The 20,724-nt window shown below is 36.9% G+C and carries 23 protein-coding genes; 11 read left to right on the top strand and 12 right to left on the bottom strand.

The genetic code is table 11. The annotated features are described in order from the left end of the window. Nucleotides 1–281 (bottom strand): transposase (locus NYQ66_RS19405; protein ID WP_259871902.1); only part of this gene is annotated, 281 nt, incomplete at its 3' end. Between the two features lie 331 nt (nucleotides 282–612). Between NYQ66_RS19405 and NYQ66_RS19400 the strand changes: the two genes are divergently transcribed. Continuing rightward, the gene (locus NYQ66_RS19400; RefSeq protein ID WP_259871901.1) at nucleotides 613–1,854 is read left to right on the top strand and encodes an FxLYD domain-containing protein; all 1,242 of its coding nucleotides are present in this window, start codon (nucleotides 613–615) and stop codon (nucleotides 1,852–1,854) included. 15 nt (nucleotides 1,855–1,869) lie between these two features. Next, on the top strand, nucleotides 1,870–3,006 hold the full coding sequence (locus tag NYQ66_RS19395) for a S1C family serine protease (RefSeq protein ID WP_259871900.1): 1,137 nt from the start codon (nucleotides 1,870–1,872) through the stop codon (nucleotides 3,004–3,006). Nucleotides 3,007–3,066: 60 nt separating this feature from the next. Here NYQ66_RS19395 and NYQ66_RS19390 read toward each other — a convergent pair whose 3' ends face one another. Both NYQ66_RS19390 and NYQ66_RS19385 read right to left on the bottom strand, forming a co-directional pair. Next, a complete protein-coding gene (locus tag NYQ66_RS19390; RefSeq protein ID WP_259871899.1) occupies nucleotides 3,067–3,396 on the bottom strand; it encodes a hypothetical protein in 330 nt (109 codons plus the stop codon). A gap of 333 nt (nucleotides 3,397–3,729) precedes the next feature. Continuing rightward, the gene (locus NYQ66_RS19385) at nucleotides 3,730–5,472 is read right to left on the bottom strand and encodes a phospho-sugar mutase (RefSeq protein ID WP_259871897.1); all 1,743 of its coding nucleotides are present in this window, start codon (nucleotides 5,470–5,472) and stop codon (nucleotides 3,730–3,732) included. A 382-nt stretch (nucleotides 5,473–5,854) separates the two neighbouring features. Here NYQ66_RS19385 and NYQ66_RS19380 point away from each other — a divergent pair, with 382 nt between their 5' ends. From NYQ66_RS19380 to NYQ66_RS19360, 5 genes are all read left to right on the top strand, one after another. Further along, complete coding sequence (locus tag NYQ66_RS19380) at nucleotides 5,855–6,808, top strand: ribose-phosphate diphosphokinase (protein ID WP_259871895.1); 954 nt, start codon at nucleotides 5,855–5,857, stop codon at nucleotides 6,806–6,808. Nucleotides 6,809–7,017: 209 nt separating this feature from the next. Further along, entirely contained in the window at nucleotides 7,018–7,287 is a 270-nt protein-coding gene (locus NYQ66_RS19375) for an AbrB/MazE/SpoVT family DNA-binding domain-containing protein (RefSeq protein ID WP_259871893.1), read from the top strand. 161 nt (nucleotides 7,288–7,448) lie between these two features. Next, a complete protein-coding gene (locus tag NYQ66_RS19370; RefSeq protein WP_259871892.1) occupies nucleotides 7,449–7,790 on the top strand; it encodes a cupin domain-containing protein in 342 nt (113 codons plus the stop codon). Between the two features lie 116 nt (nucleotides 7,791–7,906). After that, on the top strand, nucleotides 7,907–9,109 hold the full coding sequence (locus tag NYQ66_RS19365) for an MFS transporter (RefSeq protein ID WP_259871890.1): 1,203 nt from the start codon (nucleotides 7,907–7,909) through the stop codon (nucleotides 9,107–9,109). 141 nt (nucleotides 9,110–9,250) lie between these two features. Further along, nucleotides 9,251–9,970, top strand: a complete 720-nt coding sequence (locus NYQ66_RS19360; RefSeq protein ID WP_259871889.1) for a metallophosphoesterase family protein — start codon at nucleotides 9,251–9,253, stop codon at nucleotides 9,968–9,970. 136 nt (nucleotides 9,971–10,106) lie between these two features. Here NYQ66_RS19360 and NYQ66_RS19355 read toward each other — a convergent pair whose 3' ends face one another. The 5 genes from NYQ66_RS19355 to NYQ66_RS19335 form a co-directional block, all read right to left on the bottom strand. Continuing rightward, nucleotides 10,107–11,390, bottom strand: coding sequence for a hypothetical protein (locus NYQ66_RS19355; RefSeq protein ID WP_259871887.1), 1,284 nt, complete (start codon nucleotides 11,388–11,390; stop codon nucleotides 10,107–10,109). 225 nt (nucleotides 11,391–11,615) lie between these two features. Continuing rightward, nucleotides 11,616–11,939 (bottom strand): DUF4870 domain-containing protein, encoded by a 324-nt coding sequence (locus tag NYQ66_RS19350; RefSeq protein ID WP_259871885.1) that lies wholly within the window; start codon nucleotides 11,937–11,939, stop codon nucleotides 11,616–11,618. 154 nt (nucleotides 11,940–12,093) lie between these two features. Then, entirely contained in the window at nucleotides 12,094–12,717 is a 624-nt protein-coding gene (locus NYQ66_RS19345; RefSeq protein ID WP_259871883.1) for a cysteine hydrolase family protein, read from the bottom strand. 319 nt (nucleotides 12,718–13,036) lie between these two features. Beyond that, nucleotides 13,037–13,936 carry a heme o synthase gene (cyoE, locus tag NYQ66_RS19340; RefSeq protein ID WP_259871905.1) on the bottom strand — a complete coding sequence of 300 codons (900 nt, stop codon included), beginning with the start codon at nucleotides 13,934–13,936 and terminating at the stop codon, nucleotides 13,037–13,039. Nucleotides 13,937–14,549: 613 nt separating this feature from the next. Beyond that, on the bottom strand, nucleotides 14,550–15,533 hold the full coding sequence (locus NYQ66_RS19335; RefSeq protein WP_259871880.1) for a LacI family DNA-binding transcriptional regulator: 984 nt from the start codon (nucleotides 15,531–15,533) through the stop codon (nucleotides 14,550–14,552). A gap of 251 nt (nucleotides 15,534–15,784) precedes the next feature. Between NYQ66_RS19335 and NYQ66_RS19330 the strand changes: the two genes are divergently transcribed. Further along, nucleotides 15,785–16,273 carry a PTS sugar transporter subunit IIA gene (locus NYQ66_RS19330; RefSeq protein ID WP_259871878.1) on the top strand — a complete coding sequence of 163 codons (489 nt, stop codon included), beginning with the start codon at nucleotides 15,785–15,787 and terminating at the stop codon, nucleotides 16,271–16,273. 163 nt (nucleotides 16,274–16,436) lie between these two features. Next, complete coding sequence (locus tag NYQ66_RS19325) at nucleotides 16,437–16,823, top strand: DUF2500 domain-containing protein (protein WP_259871876.1); 387 nt, start codon at nucleotides 16,437–16,439, stop codon at nucleotides 16,821–16,823. A gap of 68 nt (nucleotides 16,824–16,891) precedes the next feature. Here NYQ66_RS19325 and NYQ66_RS19320 read toward each other — a convergent pair whose 3' ends face one another. From NYQ66_RS19320 to NYQ66_RS19305, 4 genes are all read right to left on the bottom strand, one after another. Beyond that, the gene (locus NYQ66_RS19320; protein WP_259871875.1) at nucleotides 16,892–17,191 is read right to left on the bottom strand and encodes a hypothetical protein; all 300 of its coding nucleotides are present in this window, start codon (nucleotides 17,189–17,191) and stop codon (nucleotides 16,892–16,894) included. Between the two features lie 158 nt (nucleotides 17,192–17,349). Next, nucleotides 17,350–17,583, bottom strand: coding sequence for a hypothetical protein (locus NYQ66_RS19315; RefSeq protein WP_259871874.1), 234 nt, complete (start codon nucleotides 17,581–17,583; stop codon nucleotides 17,350–17,352). 2 nt (nucleotides 17,584–17,585) lie between these two features. Then, nucleotides 17,586–17,906: a YbjQ family protein gene (locus NYQ66_RS19310; RefSeq protein ID WP_259871873.1), complete on the bottom strand. Its 321-nt coding sequence runs from the start codon at nucleotides 17,904–17,906 to the stop codon at nucleotides 17,586–17,588. Nucleotides 17,907–17,954: 48 nt separating this feature from the next. Next, nucleotides 17,955–19,169 (bottom strand): GGDEF domain-containing protein, encoded by a 1,215-nt coding sequence (locus NYQ66_RS19305; protein ID WP_259871872.1) that lies wholly within the window; start codon nucleotides 19,167–19,169, stop codon nucleotides 17,955–17,957. 162 nt (nucleotides 19,170–19,331) lie between these two features. Here NYQ66_RS19305 and NYQ66_RS19300 point away from each other — a divergent pair, with 162 nt between their 5' ends. Together NYQ66_RS19300 and NYQ66_RS19295 are read left to right on the top strand one after the other, a co-directional pair. Continuing rightward, nucleotides 19,332–20,255 (top strand): DMT family transporter, encoded by a 924-nt coding sequence (locus NYQ66_RS19300; protein ID WP_259871871.1) that lies wholly within the window; start codon nucleotides 19,332–19,334, stop codon nucleotides 20,253–20,255. 152 nt (nucleotides 20,256–20,407) lie between these two features. Further along, nucleotides 20,408–20,650, top strand: a complete 243-nt coding sequence (locus NYQ66_RS19295; protein ID WP_259871870.1) for a hypothetical protein — start codon at nucleotides 20,408–20,410, stop codon at nucleotides 20,648–20,650. The last annotated feature ends 74 nt before the right edge of the window (nucleotides 20,651–20,724 follow it).

Here is a 20,724-nt window from a genome sequence, read left to right as displayed (position 1 = left end):
GGATCAAGGCCCAGAAAATACAAAAAAGCTAAATTTAGACTAGCTTCCACTTCCATTTTTTCGTCAGACAAATTATATAAGTGTTGAAGAAAAAGTAACTTACACATCATTTCTGGTTCTTTGGCAGGACGACCAAAATCTTTACAGTATGTATCTTCAAGGAGAATATTAATAAAACTAAAATCTACGACCTTAGATATCGCTTTTAGGATATGATTATCAGGAATTTTATTGTATAATACAGAATGAAAACTAAATTGCTTTGGCTGTTGTCGAAGCATAAAAAAGACCCCCTAATGGTTTTGGTATCAGCGTACTAATTATACCATTTAGAGGGTCTTTTTTATTTGAAAGTGATAAAAAATATTAAATTCTAATGTGTTTTATGAATTAGGGGTAAGTCGTAGACTTTTTCACTGGTCTCGGACGGTTCTTTTGTTTCCATTTTTGGAAACAAAAGAACCGTCCCTTCGTTTACACCCTCGACAAAATTTGCTATATTTTCTAATGACTTTTTTTCTGTTCATGCACAAAAATCGACATAAATACGATATGATAAGTACACTAGTTAAATCGAAATCGACATATTTTTCTAGTTAAGGAGGGCATAGAATGTTTTGTCATCAATGTGGAGAGAAAATCACCGAATCTGCAAAGTTTTGTTCGAGTTGCGGTGCCCAAATTGATCAATCAAACGATATGATAGAGTCAGAGGATAATCATATAGAAAGTCAATCGGAAATCAGCTCAAAAACACCTGAAGAACCACAAGAAAGGGTTATTCGGTCCAAGCAAAAACTGAAAAAAGGGGTTGGTTTTTGGATCGCAACCTTCCTGCCCATTGTAAGTCTAGTATGTATTTGCGCAGGATTAATATACTTTTATATACATCAATTAAATGTAAATGATGAGGTATTGGCGTTCCAAAAATCGGCGGAAGCTGCGGCCTTACAGGGAGACTATGAAACTGCGGAAGAGTCGCTTGTAAATGCAATAGATTTACGCCCTAATTATGCAGTCCTAGGACAAGACCTCGAAGAAATTGAGCGAGTATCTTCATTTTTAGAGGAACTAGAAACCATACAAAAGACTGTAAAGAAACAAAACTTCTCAGATGCAGAAGAGCTACTTACATCTTTTAAAGAAAAACTACAAACAGCGGTTGGACCTTTATTTGAACCTATTCATCCCGAGCTTACAACAATCGAAGTCACGATAACGGTAGGAAAAATAAAACAAGAACTAGATGAATTAACGACGGTTGACGCTTTAGCAGCAAAGCTAAATACGTTAGCAACCCTATCATCCGAAGAGGCTGCTGCGGTAAAAAAACAAATTATAAACAAGATTGTAAAGATTAGTAGTGGACGTGCAACTACTGCTCTAGATAACAACCAATTCTCAGATGCTAGATCGATCATCAATGAAGCATTATCCTATGCAACGGATGATGAAAAGCTATTAGCATTTTTAGAGAAGATTGACCAAGAGCAGACAGCTTTTGAAACTGCGGAACAAGAGCGGTTAGAACAAGCAATGGAAGTAGCTGCACAAGAAGATTTACACAATCGAACAGCCGCTGTAGAAGTACTTTCATTTGAATCTCACATCGATGAATATGGTGATTTTTATTTTTCCGGAGAGATCAAAAACGTCGCAACCACAGAGATAAATGAAGTGACAATCTACTATACGATCTACGATGCAGAAGGTGCTTATATAACGGACAGTTTCACGAGTGTCTATCCGTATTATATAGGACCAGGAGAAACAGGCACGTTTGAAGATTTTATGTATCACGTTTCTGAAGATGCAACGATTGAAATTGATGATATCACGTGGTATCTCGATTAAGGAAGTGAAAAGTGAATGAAAAAATATTGGATTTTCAGCATCATAGCTACTCTAATAGTGATTGGCGCTGGCATTTATACTTTTTATTTGATTCAAGACCATGTTCCGAACCAGCTGCACTTAGCGTCAACCATTCTTGCAAGTGAACAAGAACCAGCAGAGGCTCTAGTTGAACCAAAAGACTTAAAGCAGATCATTCATGAATCACAAAAGCTTGTTGTCAAAATAGAATTAACGGATGGTTCGTTAGGCTCTGGATTTCTATATAATAACCAAGGCGATGTAATCACGAATGCTCATGTGGTAGCTGGTGCGAAGGAAGTTACAGTTAAAACCGCTGATGCAAAAGAATATCCCGGAACCGTAATTGGCATTAGTGAGGATACGGATGTTGCCGTTGTTCGCGTTAATGGGTTGAAAGGAATAGCACCCTTAGCGATTAATCAACAACAAGCCGAGATTGGAGACGAAATCCTTGCACTTGGAAATCCTTTAGGACTAGAAAACACAGTAACAACTGGAATCATAAGTGGTGTAAATCGCGACTTAGATATTCCACCATATCAATATGAAGACGTGTACCAAATTTCTGCACCGATTGCACCTGGAAATAGTGGTGGTCCACTCGTGAATGCGAAGACTGGAGAAGTGGTCGGGATTAACTCAGCAGGTGCCAATCAAGGCGCCATTGGTTTTAGCATTCCTATTGCAAATGTAATTGCACTCGTAAAAGGGTGGTCTGAATCACCAATGGAAAACCTTCCATCAATTAATCAAACTTCGGAAGATTACGGCTTTGATGAAGGATATGAGGAATACAACGATACAGAAATGGCCATGTATCTTGTTGAGTATTTTTATGAAAACTTAAATTACCAAGATTACATTACAGCTTATTCATTGCTCGGAAGCTCCTGGCAAACCAATACACCTTATGAATCATTCAGAAAAGGCTATCTAAATACGGTGTCTGTAAATATGGAGGGAATTTCAGCTAAAGTGAAAGATGGAATTATTCAAGTTGATGCTAGTATTTCCGCTGAAGAACGAGTAGATGGAGAAATCGTGGTAAGCAATTATAAGGTTACTTATTTGGTTGGATATGAAAATGACCAGATGAAATTATTATCAGGTGAAGGCGAAGAATTGTAATCTATTATAAAACCAACCATTTCTTTAGATAGAAGAGGTTGGTTTTTTTATATTAGACTATTATAAAAATCCTAGAATAATTACCATCACAGCAAGCGCCATGAGCACTACCCCATGCATCTGATTGCGTTGTTGATAGACAGCCAATCCCATCATGAACACGATTGCTCCAAAAAGCACAGGAAGAATCAATAAGGAAATAATAAAAAACAACCATCCTAGTACAACAAAAACAATTCCTTTACTAGAAGCTTTTGATGAAGGTTGTATTTGTGGCTGCATTTGTCTTTCTCTAGCTATTGCTTCACCAAGTTTTGTTACCTTAGCTCCACAACTTGCGCATGTCGTTTCACTTTTTTCCACCTGTTTACCACAAGACTCACAATACATAGGTTACTTCCTTCCCTGTTCGTTTTTATATATTTTCCCGTTCAGTCTTAGAAGAGGGCTTATACAACCTATATATGATAAAACGCGTAGACATAGAATGGAAAATGGAAAAGAAATTAACTTCTATTGCAAAGAAATTTTTTGATGATATATGCGCCTTCCCCCTTGATTTATGCGCCTGAAATCTCATATATGCGCTATATTTGCCTAAACAACTGGTTTATGCGCCCGCTCCCCACCTTACTTTTTAAGATCGATCCACTTGCTCCAAACAATCCAAAAAATGCAAAAACCCCGGTGAATGAACACCGGGGTCCTAAATATCTCATTATCTTATTCACTTACCAATTCATTTACGCGTTTCATAACACCTTGTTTTAGCGCGCTTAACTGCGTCTGGCTTTCCTCAAACGTACTACCTTTCACGCCGAAGTAAAACTTAATTTTCGGCTCCGTACCTGATGGGCGTAAACAAAACCATGATCCATCTGCTAACTTATACTTTAATACATTTGATTTTGGCAATGTGATTGTTTCCACATCTCCTGTAGCCATTATATTTCTCGTACTAGCTTTATAATCCTCAAGCTCTGTAATTTGGATGCCACCAACTTCTTTTGGTGGATTAGTTCGGAAATTTGCGAGCATTGATTCAATTTGTTCTGCACCATCTTTTCCTTTTAACGTTAAAGATTCAAGTGCTTCAAAGTAAAAGCCGTATTCTTCAAAAATCGCATGCAACCCTTCAAAAAGGCTCATCCCTTTTGATTTATAATAAGCTGCAACCTCTGCTGCCATTAAACAAGATTGAACTGCATCCTTGTCGCGAACAAAGTCACTGATCAGGTAACCATAGCTTTCTTCATAACCAAATAAAAAGCTTTTCTCACCAGTCTCTTCAAATTCTTTAATTTTCTCACCAATAAATTTAAATCCTGTTAATGTATCAATCGTATCCAGGCCATGTGCTGTAGCGATATCTCGCCCAATTTCAGAAGTAACAATTGTTTTTAACACGGTAGCATGATCTTTTAGTTCACCCTTGCGTTTCTTTTCGGTAATGAGATAATGCAGCATTAATGCTCCCACTTGATTACCCGTTAACACCTGGTATTCACCTTGATCATTTTTAACCGCAACACCAACGCGGTCTGCGTCTGGGTCTGTACCGAGTAAAATATCTGCATCTTGTTTTTTGCCATATTCGATTGCTAATTCGAAAGCTGCATGCTCCTCTGGATTCGGAGACGATACAGTAGAAAAATTAGGATCAGGTAATTCTTGTTCTTTCACAACGTCTACATGCTTAAATCCAATTGCCTTTAAGCCATCTCGCACAGGAATATTTCCAGTACCATGTAGTGGTGTGAATACAATTTTAAAGTCATTACGCACTTGCTCAATTACATCTGGATTAACTACAATTGTTTTTAATTGCTCCAAATAAGCCTGATCAATTTTTTCTCCGATTATTTGGAGTAAACCCGTTTCTGACAATGCTTCCTCATCTGCTACTTCAACTAATAACTCGTTGTCCACTTCTTGTACTTTTTCAATTAATGCATCTGCTGCAGCTGGTGGTAACTGACCACCATCTTCTCCATATACTTTATAGCCGTTGTATTCTGGTGGATTATGACTAGCTGTGATTACAATTCCGCTAACAGCATGTAAGTAACGTACAGCAAACGACAATTCCGGTGTTGGACGAAGTGATTCGAATAGGTACGCTTGGATTCCATGCGCACCCAACGTTTTTGCTGTCTCCATTGCAAATTCTGGCGATTTAAATCGAGAGTCATAAGCAATGACAACCCCTCTTGATTTGGCTACTTCGCCTTGTTCTTCTATGTAACGAGCCAATCCTTCCGTTGCCTTACGTATCGTGTAAATATTCATTCGGTTGGAGCCAGGACCAATCTCTCCACGCATGCCTCCAGTACCAAACTCCAACTCTTTATAAAAGCTATCTTCCAGTTTTTTTTCATTATCTTCTATCGTTGTTAGCTGGTCTTTTAACTCAGCCTCTAACTGATCATAATTCTTCCATTTCTCATATTGCTCTTGCCAACTCATTTGCGCACCTCCGCATATGTTTTTTTATTTTCATTTACCTATGTGTAATTTCAACCTATTAAAAATAGCATATTTTGAATATACTAGGTTATAATTCCCGTTTTAGATTATACCATATCCTGTCAGTACAGTCTTTTGAAAAAGGTATATTTCGACAGGAAAAAACCTCCATTAATAAGTTGTCCTTTTATAAGTTATTTGGTAATACTGTAATATTTTATGTCGAGTTCGAAATTATATTAATAGAAAGAAACACAATACTAAAGAAGTAAGTACAGTTTGCTAGCAATCCATACTTTTTTGTTTTAAACTAAAAAGTATATGATATAATTTGTCGACGAACAAAGTGGAAAAGTAGTTTGGCTCTTTAGGAGGGTTACCTGTGTCAAGTGTTTATCAAGGCTCAAAATTAAAAGTATTGTCGTTAAGTTCAAACCCTGAACTAGCAAAGGAAATAGCGATACATATCGGAATCGATGTTGGAGAAAGCTCTGTCAGAACCTTTAGTGATGGCGAAATACAGATGAATATCGAAGAAAGCGTCAGAGGTTGTGATGTATTTGTTATCCAATCTACGAGTCATCCAATTAACCAAAACATTATGGAATTATTAATCATGATCGATTCCCTTAAAAGGGCATCAGTGAACACCATAAACGTTGTTATTCCTTATTATGGTTATGCACGCCAAGACCGAAAAGCACAACCACGTGAACCAATTACCGCAAAATTGGTTGCTGACCTAATCCAAAAAGCAGGTGCAGATCGTGTTATTACGGTTGATCTACATGCACCTCAAACACAAGGTTTTTTCAATATCCCAGTAGATCAACTCTTAGGTATTCCAATACTATCAAGACATTTTATGGAGAAAAACTTACAAGATGTAGTGGTGGTATCACCGGATCATGGTAGTGTTATTCGAGCAAGACAATTGGCTGACCGTCTGAAAGCCCCTATCGCTATCATCGACAAACGTGGACCAAGAGAAGGCGATGCTGGCGAAGTGAATATCGTTGGGGATGTCGAAAATAAAATTGCAATTATCATTGATGATATTGTTGACACTGGCAATAGAATCACGAATGGTACAAATGCCTTAATAGAGCATGGTGCAAGGGAAGTTTATGCATGTTGTACACACCCTGTTCTTTCTGGACAAGCCATTGAAAAAATAGAGAAATCACAACTAAAAGAATTAGTAACAACAAACAGTATTGCGCTTCCAGAAGAAAAACAAATTGATAAAATTACCCAGCTTACAATCGCTCCACTCATTGCAGACGCAATTGTCCGTGTATATGAGCAAAAATCTGTTAGCGTATTATTTGATTAATCTACATGACGGCAAGAGTTCGTTTTTCGGGCTCTTGCTTGCTTTTTTTCCGCTTAATTGCTTAACCCTTATCACTTTAACAACAACTCTATCCCTCATTTTTTCAAAATACCTATATTTACATGTTTAAGCAAGTTAATAAAAGGAAATAGAACCAATATATGTTATAATTATACCAAAATTAAACAGTTGAATTGGAGGTTTTAATGATGAAAAGTACAGGTATGGTAAGGAATGTCGATCCATTAGGAAGAGTGGTAATACCAAAGGAATTAAGAACCGTGCTGAATATTCATGAAAAAGATCCATTAGAAATTTTTACGGAAGAAGATAAGATTATACTACGTAAATTCAGATCGAATCTTGCATGTCAGATTACCGGTGAAGTAAAACCTGAAAACCAAACTTTTTGTGATGGAAAAATCGTATTAAGTCCCGAGGGGATTGAGTACATCAAGAAAGAATTGCAAGATAAGTAGGTTATTAGGTAGGTTGTCCCCTCCCTCTATCTTATCCGTTAACCAAACTCTCCTTTGCCGTGATTTCCCTCACTTCATCGCCCTAGTCGAAGGATTATAATAGATCTAAGAGTTACTTTCACTTAAGTAACTCATTCCATTCGTGAAGGGAAGGGTGTCACATGAAAAAACAACACCTATTAGATTTTATAGAATTTAATGAAGAAAGATTTACGAAAAGAATCGTTTTCAAAGAAGGGCAAAGTACTTCTTTTAGCTTAAACTTTATGCCTGGACAAGCGTTACCAGCACATACACATCCAGGCTCCCATGTATATATTCAAGTTTTACAAGGAAAAGGTGTATTTACGATCGATGAAAAAGAAGTGCAGGGCTCTCCTAATGATGTCATACTAGTTGCTGGTGATGAACTCCTATCATTTGTTAACAGCGGATCATCAAACGTTAGCTTGTATGTCATGTTAAATAAGATCCCTGATGACAGGTATGCGCAAGATATTTAATAAATGCTAACACTCTATGTAATTACTTATTAGGTGTCTGTTCTATTCTCATATAGTGACAGACGCCTTTTTATTCTGTATAATATATTTCGATAGTCGAAAGAAAGGAGAACTTCATGACTGATCAATCATTAGACACTAGCTATATGAAAAAGGAAAAGATTTGGACAAAAGACTTTGCCCTCATTTGTGTGGCAAACTTTTTTATTTTCCTAGGTTTTCAGATGACTTTACCTACACTTCCATTGTTCGTTCAACACCTTGGTGGTAGTGATCAATTAATTGGTGTCATCACTGGTATTTTTACTTTTTCCGCATTGATTTTCCGTCCATATGCAGGGCATGCTTTGGAATCAAAAGGAAGACAATTCGTATATATGACCGGCCTTGCTATTTTTGTTTTATCTGTGGGCTCCTACGGATTTATTGCGTCTATCGTATTTTTATTTCTCATGCGTATGGTGCAAGGGATAGGTTGGGGACTTTCCACTACGGCAACCGGTACGATCGCTACAGACTTAATTCCTGCTAAACGCCGTGGAGAAGGAATGGGATACTTCGGTCTTTCAGGTAATATAGCGCTCGCATTTGGTCCTTCTTTAGGTTTAACACTTGTTGGCTACATTACTTTTAGCCAACTGTTTTTAATCTGTGCTGCTCTCGGACTCGTAGCTGTTATCTTATCCTCACAAATTAAATACAAAAAAGTAGAACAGGCAGCACATAAAACAGCCACGGTGAAATTTGATATTTTTGAAAAAAGTGCACTTCAACCTTCGATGTTACTGTTTTTTATTACGGTAACCTTTGGTGGAATTGCTTCATTTCTACCGCTATATACTGCACAAGAAGGCATTGAGGGGATTGAAACGTATTTTCTAATCTTTGCCATATTCTTGATGGTCTCCAGGTCCTTTGCAGGTAAGTTATATGACTTAAAAGGACATATCGTTGTTTTCCTACCTGGTACTATTATGATCCTAACTGCTATGTTCTTATTGTTCTGGCTACCAAATGCAATGGTCTTATTTATTGCTGCTGGACTTTATGGACTTGGATTCGGAAGCATTCAACCAGCCTTACAAGCTTGGGCAGTCAACAAAGCACCCTCCCACCGAAAAGGGATGGCCAATGCCACATTCTTCTCATCCTTTGACCTAGGAGTTGGAATTGGCGCGGTAGCCTTTGGACAAATAGCCTTCTTGTTCGGCTATAATTACATCTATCTAACTTCAGCAATTTCAATCGTCATTTCCATCATCCTTTATTGCACTTTGCTCATTCTAAATAAGCGGAATAGAGGCACAGTGGAAGAATAGACTTGTTCGGGACGCTCGGGCGGAGATAAATTCTCCGTCCTTTTTTTGTACTTATGAATAATGCTCCGGATTACCCCTCTCCCTTTGTCCCACTTCTGGGTCATGGTATGATAGAGAAAATTAGGCTTAGGGGTGATCGAAATGAAACTTGCTTTCCTTTCTGATATTCATGGAAATGCGCATGCATTAGATGCTGTTTTAGAAGATATAACTGAAAACCAAGTAGATAAAATCTTCGTCTTAGGTGACCTTGCATATCGTGGTCCTGAACCTAATCGCGTATTACAATTAATCCAACAACTCGATGCAACAGTCATAAAAGGAAATGCAGATGAGTGGGTTGTTCGTGGTGTTAATCAAGGAGAAGTACCTGATCAAGCCTTAGAAATGATGAACAAAGAAAGAGATTGGACAGTCGCACAATTAAATCAAGCAGATATTGAGTATTTATCAAACTTACCAACAGAGCTCAAATTTGAAGAACAAGGTGTTGCCTTTCATGCTTTTCATGCAACGCCTACCAGTTTATTTGATGTCGTACTACCGCATACGGAAGATACAGAGATCGAGGCACAACTTATGACAGCGCACCAAGCGGACGTCTACCTGTACGGCCATATACATAAAGCCTATACTCGATTCATTAACGGCAAAACGATAATGAACCTTGGAAGTGTTGGCCTACCTTTTGACGGAGTTACAAAAGCTTCCTATGCAACCGTTGATCTAGACGGCGGCAGCATCCGACCGACGATCCATAAGGTATCTTATGACTATGAAAAAACAATTAACAAGTACCATGAGGTAAACTATCCCAATACGACATTAATGGAAAATATCGTACGAAATGCTAGTTTATGATGAGATAAGGGTGTACCCATTCATAGGTACACCCTTTATTTTGGGCTTGCTTAACTGTTTGATAGTTTGTTCTTAATTTATGCGCCCTTATCCCTGATTTTTGCGCCCAAATCAACAAAACACATCATCAAAAAAATCACTTCCAATCGTCTGCCTTCTTTTCTGATTTCTGGATTTTATTTTTAAGTTTTTTCTTATACACGAACCACATTTCCTTATACTTGGTTTTGCGATCTACCTGATTCAAGTTAAAGTTCTCAAACCATGTGAAAAATTTGACTGTGTACTCCGGTAAATTGTCTAACTTACGTGTCGCATTCTTTCGAATATCATTATACTGATGTACATGGAGTGGCGAAAAGAATTCCCGTTGTTCCAGATCCATACGAATATCCGTTAACTTCGCTGCGTCAATTTTTTCGAATCCATGTTCCGAGGGATCGATTCCTTCGACTAGTAGCGATAGGATTGTCCAATAACATTGGTCACACGTAGAGCAGTTATGGTGATCCTCCGATTTCGTGCATACATGTAACTGCAAGGTAGAATCGTACTTATTTATATGATAACTTAATATCGTTAGTTTCTCATGCCTTGTTAATGCATATCCTTGGTGAATAACTCTAAATTCATGGGAACCCCAATGAATTCGGCTATCAATTTGCGGGTGTGATCCGGCTGCCTGCAAGTATGAAGGATTTTGGTTAGCAGAAAAGTAAACTGTCGAAAGTTTGTGGTAATAACTAATTGGTGCAGCTAAGCCTATCATTCCTAAACCGATCTGTACCTTTTCCCACCAAGTTCCACCAAGCCGCTCATCATATGTACTGGTCAACGTTTCTTCATCCATAATAGCTCTAAAATTGGATGTAATCACACTTACTTCTGTACCATGATCGCTACCAAACTTTTCAATTCTATTTAGATGAGGTTGCCATACGTCTTCCTCCGATAAATCCTGATCAGCACCACGGACAGTAATCAATAAAGGTCTTTCATGTCTTCGTTGCACATAAGAGGAAACCGAAGCAACACCACCGGTAAAAAATAAGCCAGACCTTGCGTTAACTTGATAATTTTTTTCATTATTAACAATGAATTCTGGATTCACTTCTCCAACCCAAGGAATCTCAGGATACATTAGTTGAAACGATTCCCTTACTTTCTCGAGGCAAGTGAAAAATCTGAAATCAATCTCCTTACAATAGATCGTCGCATCAAATACCCAAGCAATTGGACATACATTTGCTAAAAACGGAATGATTAACATGCTGTCGGGTATTCGGTCTAGTTTATGATTATAGGATGCCGTAAAAACATCTCCATTTAGCACACTTGTAATGTCTCCGTGACAATGATAGTGAACGGACAACTCCATGCCGTTAATTTCCACACGATCGACTATTATTTCTGATTTCATTTTTACACTTCCTCTCTAAAATTAACGCACCTATTGCGATTTATCGCCTTTTTGTTCTCTTTAAAGAACGATTAACCCAAAAAAAGATAGTGCTTCTTGACAGCATCTTTTGCACTATACTATTTATCATACTATTTTTTTACAATGTTCGCAATAGAGAATGGTAGATTAATAGAGGAAAACGAAAAAAAGACAGAAACCAGCAAATGATTTCTGTCTTAATCTCTACTTAATAAAGTGGAAAATTAGTGGTATTCGATAGCGTTCTCCGCTATATGATTTCACGGCAGCAATAATGGTGAAGATTGTTAGCATTAATCCAACTATTGGAAGTAGCACAAATCCAATTAACAGAACGGTTAATACACCGCTTATCGTAAAATAAATAACATATGAAATGAAAAAATTACAGTATTCCTTACCATGGAAATCGACATATTCCGATTCTTCTCGTTTCAAAAGCCAAATGATTAATGGCCCTAGGATCGGGAATGGGAAACTCAACAGATAAATCAATAATGCATATAGCTTTTCATCACTATTTACCATCTTATCTCACTCCTTTTTCTTTAGCATACTACTTTAATTGGAAAATATAAAATCAATCGATTTTATATTTATATTGTAAAGCACGTCAGATTATGAAATCAAACAAAAATAAAAAGAGTTACTTAACAAAGCAACTCTCCGGTCGTGATTCATTTCACAAGCAAACTAAAACTAAAATATCGTGTAGCATTTGTTTTACTGAAACCACATTAGCTAAACCATATTCAAAATTGTCAAATGCACTTTTCTCTTTAGACTCTAGGTATGTTACTGTTGATTCTTTTGGTATAAAAACTTGATAATCACGATGGATGGCATCACGCACCGTAGACTCCACACAGATATTGGTGCCAATTCCAGTTACCACTAATGTATCTATATCTAATTCTTGTAATAAATTTTCTAGTTCTGTTTGGTAAAAAGCACTAGAGCGTGACTTCGTTACTACATAGTCATCCTCATCTGGCTTTAGTTCTTTTATAATTTCAGCATCCCAGCTATTTTCTGCACAAAAGTCTTTCATTACGAGTTGTGGAAACGTTTTCGATAAAAAATCCACTCCGTTCGGCTGGTGACTTTGCGTATGTTGAATGTAAATGATCGGTCGCTTTTGTACTTGAAACGCTTCTTTTAACTGTCTGATTGAATCGATTACTCGTGATGTTCTAGTTGTATCAAGCCCTATTTTTGACAAGGAACCTTCTGGATGGACAAATGCGTTTTGCAAATTAACAATAAGTAACGCACTATTTTCTTTTTCAAAATATACCTCACCCATTACACATGCCTCCTTTTTGATCATTTATTTTCAGTATATCACTTGTGCACTTTTTAACATAGACTTTCGAGCAAATGTTCTAATAATTGTCAATATTACGTATTTTCCGCACACTAGAAGCACCAACATCATATTCAAGTAATAAAAAAAGCTAAATCACCATAGTATAGAATAATCCAACATCGAATAGGAGGAATAAGCATGAATGGTATTTTCTATGGTTTCCTTATTGGTGGTATCGTTGGAATTTCTATTATAAGTTTGATGCTAATTGCAAAAACGGAAAGAGATATTTATATCTATAGCGAAAAATATTAATCTAAAACATGGTTACGAACATAATTAAAAAGAAAAACACCATCAAGTAGTGTAAAGAACTTAAAAACATCACATGCGCCCACCGCAGTTCGTTTTTCACAAAGAAACCACTAATTCCTATACCTAGCCATACGATGTTTAAGACTGTAGCTACTACAACAAACACAGTACCTAAAGTCGCTAAGAAAAATGGTAACGGTAATAGGCATGCAATATACACAACAGATTGACGTTTTGTTAGTTGGAATCCACGTACAACAGGCAGCATTGCAACTTTAGCTGCTGCATATTCCTCACATTTTTTCATTGCAATCGCATACGTGTGAGGCATTTGCCATAAAAACATAACTACAAATAACACGATTGGAACAATGTGAAAAGTAGAAGAAACAGCCGCCCACCCTATAAGAGGCGTAACTGCACCAGATACACTTCCTATTAGCGTGTTCCATGTATATTTCCGTTTCGACCACATCGTATATAGGACAACATAGGTAAACCATCCGATAAGTCCATAAACGGCTACTTCTACATTCGTAAACAACATTAAATTAAACCCGATAACACTTAATCCAATTCCTAAAATAAGCACTGACCGTAAAGAAATCGTACCCGTAACAGTGGGACGATGTTGTGTTCGTTTCATGACTGTGTCAATATCGACATCATACCAATTATTGAGGACCAATGCCCCGCCAATGAGCGTGATACTTCCTATGATCGTCAAAACAAAAGTCAGCCAGTGATCACCAAAAGATCCACCAGAAAAATATAATGCTAACCAAAATCCAATTAAGACTGGAAGAACATTTGAAATTAATACTAGACCCTTAAACAGGGATTTTATATCTGCAATAACACTTGTTTGTGATACAGCTCGCGAAGCAGTTTGATCGATCATAGCTGTTTGTTTCAATAGATTCACCTCAAACCCCGATCTCGGGAGTTTATTAGACTAATTTATTGTAACAAAAAATCTGTGCCTTTGAATGTGACAAAGAACACAGATTTTTGCTTTTCTATTCAGTGATTTCGACACGGAATTCAGTGACTTTTCTGGTTAATTCAGTGAACCCGACACCGATTTCAGTATCTTCTCCGTTTAATTCAGTGAACCCGATGCGTTATTCAGTATCTACCACTTCTCATGTTAACCCGACATGTCATTATGTATCTTCTCCGATTAATCCAGTGACCCCACACCTATTTCAGTATCTACCCCCATTAGCGATCTCAACACAACTCCGCTTTAGTGTACATGTTCGGTCTCATAACCATCTTCTAAGATCGATCTGATATGTGGTTCTCGAATGAAATGAAGACTACCTACAAAATATATTAATAAGTTTCTATTCTCATGTTTAAAATCTATCATTCTCGTCCATATTGAGAATATCCCCCTAAGATATAAATAGAGGCCTCTTCTTAACCGAAGAGGCCTCTTTGTTTTTCCGCCAAATTCTCCAAACCCAAACCCGACAGCATGAAGCTAAGTCGGTTTTTCTTAAATATTATTATGTAGATTCTCGGAGAACTAATTCATGCTCTAAAACGATATTTTCTACTTTTTTACCTTGGATTTTTTGAATGAGCATAGCAGCGGCTAAGCTCCCCATTTTAAACATTGGTTGCGCAACTGTCGTTAAAGCAGGATAGGTCATGTTAGAAAAACTAAGTTTATCAAAACCAATTAATGCAATGTCGTTCGGTACTTTTAAACCGTTATTATTTATTTCCTTTAACGCACCAATTGCAAGTACATCAGATACAGCGAAAGCAGCAGTAGGTACATCTTTTACCTCTAACAAACTTCGCATCGCCTGTTGTCCGTCATTAAAATCAATATCCATCGTATGGAAGATCAGTTCTTCATCCAAAGGAATGCCGAACTCTTTTAGTGCACGTTCATATCCCGCTCGTCGTTCTCGAGCATATAGTATCCGCTCATCTGTATTAATCATCGCTATTCTTTTATGTCCAATTTTAATTAGATGTCTAACAGCATGATAGGCTGCCAGCTCACTGTCTATCGTAACATACGGAATATTACTGCCCTTATCATAATCACTGCACTGAACAATTGGATATTTTTCCGCAAGTTCAAATAATTTTTGCTTATTAACAGCAGGATCCATACATATAACCCCGTCTGCCATTCTATTTTTAATCATACCAAAATAGGTAGCTTCTCTTTCGGGATTAGAATTTGTCTCACAAAGTAGGATATGGTAGCCGTTACTGATTGCGGTTTCCTGAATACCATCCACAATCTCCGTATAAAACGGATTTGCGATACTCGGAATCACAACTAATAATAACTTACTCTCGGAATTTCTTAAATTACGACCAAGCATACTTGGCTCATAATTTAGTTCCTTTATCACCTTTTCAACTTTGGCCCGAGTCTTCGCATTAACAACAGTATGTTTATTTAGCACCCTTGAAACAGTTGCAACAGACACCCCTGCTTTTTTAGCAACTTCCTGAATCGTAGCCATGGAATTCTCCCTCTTTCCAATTATCAATTAAAACCGGTCATACACGAGATAAATCAATTTCTTTATTCTCTCTATTATAAATGTTTTTTCTTCGATAAGACATAATACTATTGAAATTTGACAAAATATGATTCAATTTTTACATTAGGTAATTTTTATCAGTATGCTGTTCTTTGTTTTACAGCTAGATAGACGGGAACACTAAAAGGTAATAAGTTACCGTCACGTTACAGTATAAAGGAGGAAAATGTATGATAAAATCATTATTTAAGAAAAAAGATAAAATAATTGAAATAACATCACCACTTACGGGTGAATTGGTTGAACTTGAAGATGTACCAGATCAAGTTTTTTCACAAAAAATGATGGGTGACGGCTTTGCAATTAAACCTACCGATCGTAAAGTAGTTTCCCCTATTGATGGAGAAGTATTTGATATTTTCCAAACAAAGCATGCGATCTCTTTAAAGTCGAAAGAAGGCTTAGAAGTATTGATCCATATGGGTTTAGAGACAGTAGCTTTAAATGGGGAAGGCTTTGATATCAAAGTATCTAAAGGTCAAAAAATTACAAAAGGTACGGAATTAGCAGACTTTGATTTAGACAAAATGAAAGAACTTGATGTAAAAACAATTACTCCAGTTATTTTTACAAACAGTGATGACTTTGAAGTACAAGAAAAACAAACTGGGCAAGTAAGTGTTGGGCAAGAAAATGTAGTTACGGTTGCATCGAAATAATTGAAGTAAACGTTAATAAGGTCTCACCAGTCCGGTCAGTTCTGTACTGACATGTGAAAAGGTGCGACCTTATTTTCATGGTTTTTAAACTGAAACTATTCGCCAAATAATACGTAGTATATAATAGGAAAAAAAGCTTATTGACCAGAGGGGGAATAGAAGAATGGGTGATCCGTTTGCTCCAGGTGGAAACCTACTATTTCAGATTGCACCTATCTTTATTGGGATCGTATTTGTGATAGTTTTTGGCACTATTATTTTTACTATTTTTAAAGGACTTGGAGAGTGGAACAAAAATAATAAATCTCCACGATTATCTGTACCAGCTGTAGTAAAAACGAAGCGCACGCACTTTAGCAAGCGTTCTCATGCTCATAATAACAATATGCATCATAGTTCTCGGACAGAATACTATGCTACCTTTGAATTTGAAAGTGGCGACAGAACTGAGTTTAGGATGAACGGAAATGAATATGGGCAACTTGCGGAGGGTGACATAGGAATACTTGAATTCCAAGGTACACGGTACTTAGGATTTGAAAGAAGTTAATAGGAATATAAAAGATGAGAGGCTCACTATGACTGAGCCTCTTTAGTACTTATAGTATATGTAAGTTGTTACTTAAATCCACAATTCGGGCAAGAAACCATTTCACCATCATATTCATGGCTACATCTTGCACATGTTTTTGGTTCTACTTGAACCTTATTATTTTCTTGTCTCCATATCGCAAGTAAGATTTTTTCTTGATTGTCCAACAGTATTCCAAGCGCATATAAGATAACAGTTATAATGGCAGTGATAAATAAGATAAATAGAAACCACAAGAATGAGCCTGAAAGAAATCCAAAAAATAGTGCAATAATAAACCCGATAAAACCTGCTAATCCAGCCATAAACTTAAGTAGTAAATCCATTCTATTCCCCCTCTCCCCTGCGCAAGTTAGTAATAGTTACATAAATCCATTTTTATATTATTATTCTAACATAAATATCCAATTCCACTGCTAAGAGAGGTAAAAATGTCATAATAAAAGCAGTTACATTATATAAATGGAACTGCTTCGAAGGACCCTTAGTCCTGTTCTACATAAACACGTTCACCGTTATCCTTGTTATAATAAACATAGATTACTTTATTAGAGTACGAATCAATAAAGGACTCTGAGGTTTTTTCAAAGCCAGGCGGAATTTCGTTAGCGCGAATATGACGTTTTTTACTTTTTTTATCCGTTTTATTTGTAATAACTAAAATAACGATAAGCAATACAATCTGAAAAATAAAATAACCAATAACAAACTTCCACATTGTTATTGCTTCTCCAATGTCACCGCTGTACCATAAGCCAGGATTTCGCTCATATTCGAACTTATACTACCAGAATCAAAACGGAACATGATGACAGCATCCGCTTCCATCTGTTGTGCATTTTTCACCATACGATCTAATGCTTCTTGCCTAGCATCTTCTAACATTTCTGCATACTGGCGGACTTCGCCTCCAACGAGACCTTTTAACGATGCAGTGATATCTTTACCCAATCCACGTGCTCGCACTGTCAAACCAAATACCGGTCCCTTAATTTCTTTCACTTTGTATCCTGGTACATTTTCACCTGTTAAAATAATCATGGTTTTCCCTCTTTTCATTTTAGTTAAATCATCTATTACTTTTACGATCTAACAAGCTACTTGGTTTCGTCCTTTATTTTTTGCATTGTACAATACAGCATCCGCTTTATTCATTAGTTCATTTAAATCGGACTCATTACGCACTTGAGCATTAGCTACACCTAGACTTAACGTAACATAATCAGACACTGGGGATGGTTCTGCCACAATCTGTAACCCTTCAATAGATCGTCGGATTTCCTCGGCAAGTTCTCTTACTTGATTAACTTCTAAATCAAAGACAGCTACAACAAATTCTTCTCCCCCAAAACGAGTAAGAAATCCTTGATGGTGTGAAATGACCTGTTGCATGTTGTGTGCCACCTCTTGGATTACCTTATCTCCTTCAAAATGACCATAATGATCGTTAAACAATTTAAATGCATCAATATCAACCATCATGATGGACAACTGACGAGATGTATCGACAGTTGCTAGTTCCATTTCCATATACTCTTGAAATCCACGACGGTTCGGAACCTTTGTTAGCTCATCTAGCACTGCTAGTTGTTTCAAACTTTGATTAGCTCTTTCTAATGCTTGATTCATGTTCTCATTCTCTTCTACTTTTTGCGCTAGTCGCTCATTAATATCTTTTAACATCATTTCATTATAAAAATTAATATAGAAGCTGCGATACAGCATGCGTGAAGCTAACCAACAGAAGAATAAGAATACAAAAAAGTTAGTGTAATGACCGATCAACACTTCTTTTGAAGATTGGAAAAAGGGTAGACCAACCGTAAACAGTAAGATTGGTATGGTGTACAATTGAATGATTGTTTGATGTGAAGCCCGAAATAGGATGGAAACACACATGACGTTAACCAAAAATACCATTAAATGACCATAGCTCAACTGATCAATCAAAGTAACCCCTGCTCCCCATGCTAAAAACAAGATCACAAACAAATTAATGAGAAAATTATATCGCTTATAACGTTGACAATTATCTATTTCTCCATTTTCATATCGGTTTATTACCAGCAGTAATACAATACTGAACAAAAGTAATAATAAATACATAACTAAATACACATCTAGGGTCACAACACCATTTTCTAAAAATTTCGAACCTATGGAAAAAGAAATAAGAATTAACTCAAATAAGATGACAATTTTGGCAAATAATTTACATCTTTGTACATTTTCTTGGAACATGAGCCGTTCGAACATATATTGTTTTTTACCTTTTAAACTAGTCGGAACATGTAGAAATTTCATTGTGAATTACCTCTTTATTTACTTTTATATCAATTATACTATTTAATCTGACAATTGTGTCCGTTATTGTCTAAAATTGCTCACCTCGAATTTAATATAGAAAGAGTTTACCAAACGTGCGATAATAGCAAAGACTATACTGACGATTGGAAGGTTAAGCTATTGAAATCAAATGTTATTTACTATATTGGACTAGTCGCTGTTGCCATCATATGGGGTGTGAACTTTGGTGTATCCCGTTGGGCAATGGAAGTCTTTCCTGCAGAAGTATTTGTCCTGCTTCGTTTTGGATTAGCTTTACCGCTCTTATTTATTATTTTAAAAATCTCTGAAGGTAGTGTTAGCGTTGCTCGAAAAGATATGTGGAGTCTTGCAATAATAGGACTGTTTGGTGTCACCGTCTTAGAATTGCTCGTTATGTACTCGATAAAATTTACCACACTAGCAAATGCCTCCTTATTAAATGTAGCACCTTGGCCTATTTTTGCAGCACTATTTGCCCCATTATTTACGAAAGAAAAAATGACAGCGCGAGTGATGACTGGCGGTTTCGTTGCACTTGTTGGTGTAACGTTGATTATTCTTGGTGGACAAGATGGGTTTGACCTTGGTTCGGAATACATGCTTGGAAATCTGCTTGCATTATCGATTAGTTTAATCGGTGCTTTATTTAACCTTGCATGTATGCCGCTGATGAACAAGTACTCACCGATGCGCGTCACAACATGGTATATATTATTCGGTACAATGTTCCTATTACCTTTCACTCTATCAGGTTGGACAAGGATCGAGTGGGATGGGGTATCGGCAATCACTTGGGGTGCTGTTGCCTATAATGTGTTTTTGTGTACGATTGCTGCATTTGTGATTTGGAATCTATCGATGAAACATGTTGGTGCAGCCAAAGCGAATTTCTATCGCTATTTTGTTCCTGCATCCGCAGCGGCGGCAGGTGTATTATTCTTTAATGAATCAATTGCAATCGCACAAATTATTGGTGGGATTGTCATTATTTTAGGCCTAGCATGGATCGCATCAGAGCGGAAGACCGTATTACCTGCAGTAGAAAAAGAAGATACAGTTTAGGTACAGAAGTAGCCACGGTGGCTGCTTCTTTTATCTTCTAAGTTTCATTAAGATCAATCCTAAATATTTTTCTGAATTATTTAAAAATTGGTGATATCCCTTCAAACCTAAACGTAAGATGACTAGTAAAGTATGAAATGAGGTGTTTCACAATGAAAAATGCAGGTCTAGCAGCGGTCTTATCTTTTCTTATTTGTGGTCTTGGACAGATTTATAATGGTGAGATTGGAAAAGGGATTGGCTTTATTATTGGTTACGCGATTTCGTGGTTATTAATGTTTGTACTCATTGGCTTCCTTACAACGCCTATTCTTTGGATTTGGGGCATGATTGATGCTTATAAAGTTGCTGAAAGAATGAATAAAGAGCAAGGCGCAACTTCACCATCTGCATAATGTAATATTTAGAATACCCCTTATTCCCAAAAGTGTCCGCTGCCGGTTAACCACGGCGGATGCTTTTTTGCTTT

It is taken from the genome of Aquibacillus koreensis (assembly GCF_025154055.1).
Lineage (GTDB): Bacteria > Bacillota > Bacilli > Bacillales > Amphibacillaceae > Aquibacillus_C > Aquibacillus_C koreensis.
Note: the sequence above shows the minus strand (reverse complement) of the source record. Positions and strands in the feature narration are given on the sequence as shown.